This is a genomic window from Geobacillus zalihae NBRC 101842 (assembly GCF_001544135.1).
Taxonomy (GTDB): domain Bacteria; phylum Bacillota; class Bacilli; order Bacillales; family Anoxybacillaceae; genus Geobacillus; species Geobacillus zalihae.
In genome coordinates this window covers 1-8,208 of the sequence record NZ_BCPV01000094.1, presented here as the reverse complement: position 1 = coordinate 8,208, position 8,208 = coordinate 1, and the positions used below count along the sequence as shown (strand labels likewise).

At 47.1% G+C, this 8,208-nt stretch carries 3 protein-coding genes and 3 pseudogenes; all 6 read right to left on the bottom strand.

The features are described 5' to 3' along the window. Positions 1 to 651: 651 nt before the first annotated feature. Complete coding sequence (istB, locus tag GZ1_RS16815; RefSeq protein ID WP_060788942.1) at positions 652 to 1,404, bottom strand: IS21-like element helper ATPase IstB; 753 nt, start codon at positions 1,402 to 1,404, stop codon at positions 652 to 654. Further along, positions 1,401 to 2,910, bottom strand: a pseudogene (gene istA / locus GZ1_RS16810) (IS21 family transposase). Before istA ends, istB begins: the two are co-directional and overlap by 4 nt. A 31-nt stretch (positions 2,911 to 2,941) precedes the next feature. Next, positions 2,942 to 3,274 (bottom strand): LysR substrate-binding domain-containing protein, encoded by a 333-nt coding sequence (locus GZ1_RS19800; RefSeq protein ID WP_278247987.1) that lies wholly within the window; start codon positions 3,272 to 3,274, stop codon positions 2,942 to 2,944. 103 nt (positions 3,275 to 3,377) lie between these two features. After that, a pseudogene (locus tag GZ1_RS16805) lies at positions 3,378 to 4,254 on the bottom strand (IS982 family transposase). Between the two features lie 327 nt (positions 4,255 to 4,581). Next, on the bottom strand, positions 4,582 to 5,007 hold the full coding sequence (locus GZ1_RS16800; RefSeq protein WP_015374844.1) for an NUDIX hydrolase: 426 nt from the start codon (positions 5,005 to 5,007) through the stop codon (positions 4,582 to 4,584). 781 nt (positions 5,008 to 5,788) lie between these two features. After that, a pseudogene (gene katG, locus GZ1_RS16795) lies at positions 5,789 to 7,981 on the bottom strand (catalase/peroxidase HPI); the annotation flags it as partial. Positions 7,982 to 8,208 lie beyond the last annotated feature (227 nt).

The window sequence follows — 8,208 nt, the reverse complement described above, 5'->3', positions numbered from 1 at the left end:
GTTGATAATAACTTTTTTGAATCATAGCCACCCATGCTTGCATTTCACGGCACTACAGATGATGGAAGTTCATTCGTTCTTCCATGAGTGAGAGACAACCATGCCGCATCTACACGGCACCATCAGAAGAATGAAAATATTTAAGAATTGATGTCTCTTTTTGATTCCTTTTGTGGCAGAAGTATCAATTCTTTTTTACCTTACTGTTTCTTTCTCAATGTGTGTTAACTTTGATTTAAGATAAGTTCTTGTTCCTCTACATTATTTAACTCTCTTCTAGGAATTATATAGGCACTTACTGAGCTAAAGATAGAAATTATATTTGTCCTCTTTGAAATTTTTGATGCCAGATCAGTCTTTTCATGTTTATACAATTATTTGGACTTAAAATGGAACTCAAACTCTGTATGGTTCACCAATGAGTTCTCGCTTTACTCATGTTGGTGTCCCCCACATTTAACGGTTTGCTTGACCTAAAAGAGATCATTCCAATCATGCTGGTTAAAGAGTGGAATGACAGATTTTTTCATTAGATCAATAAACGCATGTACAGTTGGTGATAGATTGTCACTTTTCCAAGCAAGGTGTTTTTTGCAAGCAAAAAATGCAGAGAAGTGCAAGAAAAAATACATAGGCTTGCCAGCTCAAGACTTAAGGTTCCAGACCGGGGGCAGAGGACGGCTGGATCGCGGAGAGAGCGTTCCGCAGTCGATAGCTCTCTCCCGTGAAGGCCAAGATGTGGGCATGGTGAACCAAGCGATCCACTAACGCTGCCGTCAAACGGTTGTCCCCAAACACCCGATTCCACTGTCCAAATTCTAGATTCGATGTCACCATGACGCTTTTTCGCTCGTAACAGTCGGCGATAATATGAAACAACAGTTCCGATCCTTGCTTTTGAAACGGCACATAGCCGAGTTCATCCAAAATCAACAGTTCGCATGGGTCGAGGCTTCGTTTCAGCCGTCCGAGCGTGCCGTTTTTCAACGCCTCTTCCAGCTGGGCGACAAGATCCGCGACGCGGAAAAACCGAACCTCATGGCCTTGTTGGCACGCCTGAATGCCAAGTGCTGTGGCGAGATGGGTTTTCCCCGTTCCAGGTGAACCTAAAAGCAGAACGTTTTGCTTTCGCTCCAAAAAGCGAAGGTCACACAGTTCCTCCCTCAATGTCGTGGCTGGCCAATGGATATGACCCGACCATTCGTAATCCTTCAGCCATTTCCACTCCCGAAACTTGGCTTTCTTGATCAGCCGAGCCTGTTTCGCTTCTTGGCGGCACGACAGTTCCAGCGCCAATACATCCCGCAAAAACTGTTCTTTCGTTTCGAATCTCACCTCCTCGAATCGATCTGCGATATAGGCCAAATGCAGCGCTTTACAAATCTCTTTCACCTCTGCTCTCATTTCTGGACACTCCCTTCCCGAGCGGGATGAAGACGTTGATCATACACCGTTAAATCCGTTTCATAGTCGATTAGAACGGAAGGGGTGTATGATTCTTCCCACTTGTCCGGGTAATAGGAGTGCTTCGCTTCCATCAACACGCCGATTTCATGAGGAGTCAAGTCCCATCGCTGACTCTCCTCGAGCCACTGGGCGATTTCGTAAAGCGTGTGCCGATCCAACAGCGCTCGCAGTCCTTTTAAACGGGCCACCACCTGGGGCGGGGGGGGGGCCAGCCAGATACATTCGGATCGCCTCCGGCAAGTACGTCCGGTAGCGGGAATGTCCGACAACCCGGGGTTTGGTCTCCCACTCAGCGAAAATCTCTTTCCAAGGGATTTCGCGTTTCACGTTCGTATACGGCCTTGGCGCTTCAAGATGGACGTCTCCATCGGAAGAGAACACAACGAAACGATTCCATTCTTTCTTCACCAACACCCGGTTGGGGACGGACAGGCCATGGACGACGAACGCCTTCCCATCCACCATCACTTCTCCGTATTTATTCACGTAAGCGTGATCGAGGGAGAAGATCGGAAGATCTTGTTCCGGCAACGCCAACAGCTCTGGTTGTTCTTCCTGCCATAGTTCCTCGATCCACCGCCCCTTTTCATAATGAGGACGGTTTCGGTCCTCGACCATCTTGCGATGCAGCCACTCCACCAGCTCCGGATCCGACTCCATCAATGGAGCGGGGATGAAACAAAGGTTGCGAGTGTAATAGACTTTTCGCTCCGCATTTCCTTTCTCATGTCCACTGTATGGATTGCACACTTGTACATCAAACCGATAGTAGAGTTGGAATTTCTCAAAAGCCTCGGTGAATCGGCGTTCTCCCCCTTTTCGAATCGACACAATGGCCGCGGACAAATTGTCAATGCGCAATGCCTTTGGCACTCCCCCAGCCTGACGAAACAGCTGCGTCAACCCGTGGAGGAAGCATTCACTGTTTTCCGCCGGCAGCGGATAAGCAAACGCAGCGTTGCTATAGGGAAAGCTCATGATCAAAACCGATCGCTCTTCTTCCTTCCCCTCCTTCGTCACCACCGTCATCTTCCCGAAATCCACCTGCGCCTCGCCTGGCGGGTGCTCCAGTCGTTCATAGCGCTGTTCTTTCTCGAGCTTGAGCTGCGGTCTTCGTTTTTGCACGTACGCGCAAACGGTGCGATACGAGCCTTGAAATCCATGGTCACGACAAAGCGCTTCAAACATCGTCTTGTTCGTTCGCCGTTGTTTTCTCGGCAGCTTGGCATCCTCCTCCAACCAGTCATCAATGATTTGCCCGTACCCTTCTTCCTCCATCATCCCCTTTTTGCGTTTGATGGTTGGTTGGACAGAAATGTCTTCATCTGCGTATTTCTTGACCGTTCTCCAGTTATATCCCGTTTCACGGGAAATTTCCGCAATCGATAACCCTTTCTTTTCACGCAGTTTTCTGATACGATTAATTTCGGGCATTGCCAGCATCCTTTCGCTCCTCCACTGTTTGGTTATGTGTTCACAACTTCCACAGTAGAGGAAATGTTAGAGGCTGGCAAGCCTTTTTTTCTTTGCCTTCAGCTCTGCACTTTTCGTTGCAGAACTCTGTATTTTTATTTTGCAATAAACAAGCAAGGGCCATCGTAGTGGTAAATGGATTATTCTGAATGTCACGATAAACAACTTTATTTTTGAATACATATTGCATCGAAGCTGGTACAAGAGCTACGCCCATTCCTGCTGAAACAAGAGAGATGACAGTAGGTAATTCTTGTGTTTCTTGTACTACCTTTGGATAGAATCCTGCCTGATAACAACCATTCATCACTGTATCATAATACCAAAATGTAATTCTTCAGCCACTGTTATGAAATATTTCAAATGACGTAGTTCCAACGCGTTGCCTCTCCTTTTTAAACTTATTAATACTTATTACCCGTGGTGCTAGTTGAGCGTTAGAACTCAACTAGCCCTAGTGTGACCAGCGAATAGGCTAACAATATGCCGTCGAGCGCTACTTCAAATCCGATCATGGAATTTGCTCGGATCCCTGTGATCCGGTATTGGTCAACTAGAACCGAGAACACCGTCTCGATCACTTTGCGTTTTTGTTGGATCCATTTCTCCCATGCCTCGGACGAGCAATGTTTCTGGTTTTTTCGAGACGGAGTCCAAAGCGCCATTTGGTACTCTTCGTACAGCCTTTTTTGCAACTCACGGCTAATGAATCCTTTGTCCCCAAAGTTATAGGGATGAGGAATTTGAGTCATCACGCTTTCAGCGGCGATACGATCATGGCAGGATGCTTCCGTTACCACATAGCCCATGGGCAACCCTTGATCGGTCACTTGAAGGTGCAGCTTCAACCCATAGTACCATTGCTTTTTGGAAGCGCAATACCCGATGTCTGCGATCTCTTGAAACCGTTTGACGCGATGCATTCTTGCGGTATGGCACAACGGGAGCGGCAAGCTGTCGACGACGGCATAGGCATGATGTTGGCCGCGTTTTGCTCACGACGGCGATCCATTTGATGGCGAAGCGCAGCGCCCGGCAACGGCGGTTGTACCGGGAACGTTCGAGAAACGAGCCATTTGTGAACAAATTTCCAGTGACAAAGCGATGCCATGCCCGTTCGGATGTAAAACCGAGCAACTTTCCTAAAAGATGAATCGCGATGACCACGGCGTCTTCCTGTTTGACCAAATGGCGGTTGCGACGCTGTAGGTACATCTGAATCGATGACAGTTGGGCAGAGACAAAAAAGAAAATGGCGGCATATTGCTTTTGAATCTTTGCTTGATCTGTAGTAAAATGAAAGTGCTCTTGCATAGGGATTCTCCTTTTCAATGTTTGGTTGCACTTTCATTTTAAGGAGATCCTCATGCAAGGGCTATTTTTATGCTTGTTTGAGTTTATCTAGCACCACGGGTTTATATAAATTAACTCAATTTATTTTTTGGCTACAATTATCATTTTTTTATACGAATTATCAAAGTTTATACCTGATTATTAAGTAAACTTACTGACTTATCATTTTTTTATCCTTCACTTTATATTATGTTAACTTAAGATGGGAAAAAGAGAGAAAAGAACGTCACGATTCCCTCTACTCCCCCCACGACTCGCTGCAACCGCAGCGCAGTGAAAAGCAGAAAACTATATGTAGTTCAATATTTCACGAGGCGCAAAGTTGTCGATTTTCTGCAATTCGTCTTTGCTCCACCATTTGAGTCCTTTCAGTGTGTCTTTTTCGTTCTTTGTCATATGTTCGATAGACAACACCGTATCGGATTGGATCGTAACGTGATAATAAATTTCCCGGCTAATAAAAGAACCTTGTTTTCCTTCAATCCATACATCCAGTTGGAATATGGGGCCACCGAGAAGATCAACCACTATGCCTAGTTCTTCGTATAATTCCCTTTTTAAAGCTTCAGCTGGGGTCTCGTTTTCTTCAATGCCCCCTCCTGGAGTAACCCATAACACTTTGTTCCCTACTACATCCCGAAATTCAAATTGCTGAAGAAGAATTTCGTTTCGCTCATTGATGATCACTGCTCTAGCACATTTGCGTATCCTCATCGGGCGCTCCTTTCCAGATCTATTTTACAGATGCAGCCGGCCATGACTGCCGAACTCGGGTTTCATAAATGGCCCGAATTCGAACGTCCATGATGGGAAAACTCCTTCTTTTCTTTGTGTGTCAAAGATTCATATTTATTGATAAAAAAAACTAACTAAGAGAATCATAAAATAGAATAATTCCTACCCCACCCTTCAATCTGATCCTTGTATCCGATCAGTGTGTTCTTCATGGTATTCGGATAGCCTGCCTTGAGTCTAAGCTCTTTTAGAGGCATCGCTGGATTCTCAATCATGATCTTTTGAATTCGTATTATTTCTTGTGAATCATATGCTGCTTTATAAGCCCATACATAAATTCATTTTGTGTTGACTAAAACATGTTTATACCTTACAATCATAAAAAGAAGGTGTTGTTTTCCCCGCCACCGTCGGGCAGGGCTGAGCTGTCTTTTTATTTTGACGTGAACGTTTGTCCTGTCCCTTTCCCTATGCTATTTGATCTTGATTTGATTCTGCCGCAATCATACTGAAAAACACATAATTTGTCAATAAAATACATACTATTCTCAAAGATTCTCCGAAGGCTCTTTTCTTTCTGCAAATCTCTGACACATAAGCATAAAAACAGGTAATTGAGCGCTCTAGTTTCCTTTCAACGAATCTTTCCCTTTTGATCCACAACAAGTCTAAGAAAGAATCCCTGGATATGAATATAAAAAAGCAGCTTGCCCCTTAAACGGACAAGCTGCTTTTTTTGTTGGTTAAACTGTGACCGACCTTTGGCTTGTTTCAAATGAATGTCAAAGCGGTCGGCGTTCATGACTTTCACCCAAGCGTTGATAAAGTCGCGGACAAATTTTTCTTGGTTGTCGTCTTGGGCGTAAAATTCGGCGTACGAACGAAGGATCGAGTTGGCTCCGAAAATAAGGTCAACCCGGGTGGCCGTCCACCGCACTTCGCCCGTTTTCCGGTCGCGGATTTCATAAATGCCGCTGTCTGTCGGCACCCATTCATAGTTCATGTCGACTAAGTTGACAAAGAAGTCGTTCGTCAGCACCCCGATGCGGTCGGTGAAGACGCCGTGAGGCAGATCGCGATAGTTCGCGCCTAACACGCGCAAACCGCCAACTAAGACCGTCATTTCTGGGGCGGTCAGCCCAAGGAGCTGCGCTTTGTCAACGAGCAGTTCTTCCGGTGGAACGCTGTACTCTTGCTTTTGATAGTTGCGGAAGCCGTCCGCAAACGGTTCTAATACCGCAAAGCTCTCGACATCGGTTTGTTCTTGTGTCGCATCGCCGCGGCCGGGGGAAAATGGCACTTTGACATCAAAGCCAGCGTCGCGGGCTGCCTTTTCCACCGCAGCGCTGCCGCCAAGGACAATCAAATCGGCGATGCTTACTTTTTTCGGCAGTTCGCGTTGAATGTCCTCATAGATGGACAGCACTTTCGCGAGCCGCTCCGGTTCGTTCACTTCCCACTCGTTTTGCGGTGCAAGACGAATGCGGGCACCGTTGGCTCCGCCGCGCTTATCGGAGTGACGGAACGTGCTGGCCGAGGCCCAAGCTGTTTTCACAAGTTCACTGACCGTCAGCCCGGAGTTCAAAATTTTGGCTTTGATTTCTTCAATTTCCGCTTCTGTCAATTCGTAATTGACTTCTGGAATCGGATCTTGCCAGATGAAATCTTCTTTCGGAACTTCCGGGCCGAGATATCTCGTTTTCGGTCCCATATCTCTATGGGTAAGCTTGAACCATGCCCGGGCAAACGCCTCCGCAAATTCTTCTGGATTTTGATGGAAACGGCGGGCGATTTTTTCGTATTCTGGGTCAAACCGCAGCGCCAAGTCGGTCGTCATCATCATCGTCGGCACTTTCTTCGACGGATCCTCGGCATCAGGCGCCAAATCCTTTTCATTCGGATCGACCGCCATCCATTGCCATGCCCCGGCTGGGCTCTTCGTCAGCCACCAGTCATAGCCAAACAGCATGTCGAAATACGACATATCCCATTGAGTTGGCGTCGGCGTCCAGGCACCTTCAATGCCGCTTGTGATCGTGTCGCTTCCTTTCCCTTTTCCGTAAGAACTCATCCACCCTAACCCTTGGGCTTCAATCGGTGCGGCTTCCGGCTCAGGACCGACGTGTGTGGCAGGACCGGCGCCATGCGCCTTGCCGAATGTATGGCCGCCGGCGATCAAGGCGACCGTTTCTTCATCGTTCATCCCCATGCGACGGAACGTCTCGCGAATATCACGCGCCGCTGCTTTCGGATCCGGCTTGCCGTCCGGCCCTTCTGGATTGACATAGATTAACCCCATGACTGACGCGGCGAGCGGATGTTCAAGCTCACCATCGTCGGAATGGCGTTCAGAGGCGAGCCACTCTTTTTCCGCTCCCCAGTAAATATCTTCTTCCGGATGCCAGACATCGACACGACCGCCGCCAAACCCTATCGTTTTTCCGCCCATCGATTCAATGGCGACATTGCCGGCCAAAATCATCAAGTCAGCCCAAGAAATTTTGTTGCCGTATTTTTTCTTGATCGGCCACAGCAACCGCCGCGCTTTATCCAAGTTGGCGTTATCCGGCCAGCTGTTTAACGGGGCAAAGCGCTGCGTGCCGGTCGAACCGCCGCCGCGGCCGTCGCCGATGCGGTACGTTCCCGCCGAATGCCACGCCATGCGGATGAACAGCGGGCCGTAATGGCCATAATCGGCCGGCCACCAATCTTGGCTTTCGGTCATCAGTTTGCGCAAATCTTCTTTGAGCGCCCAATAGTCGAGTTTTTGAAACTCCTCGGCATAATTGAACTCTTCATCATGAGGATTTGTTTTTCGGTCGTGTTGATGGAGAATGCTTAAGTTCAGCTGGTTCGGCCACCAGTCTTTATTGGTTGTTCGATTTGAGTTGTAGCTTGTGACGCTGCCGTGATACGGGCATTTGGAAGTGTTGTGTTGGTTTTGGTTTTTCATTTCCTCTTCCCCTTTCCATATTCAAATATCACCATTATCTTTCTAGTTGCTTTTTCTGCCAACTAGAATTGATAATGATTCGTACATTAAAATTATAATAAATTAATATTTAGTAGTAAAGGATAAAAAATATTTTTTACATACAATATTTGTTTGCGACTGGCGCTTGGCCAACGAAAAAGGAGCAGAGGTCAAATAAGCATGGAAACGGGTTCATTTCATAAAAA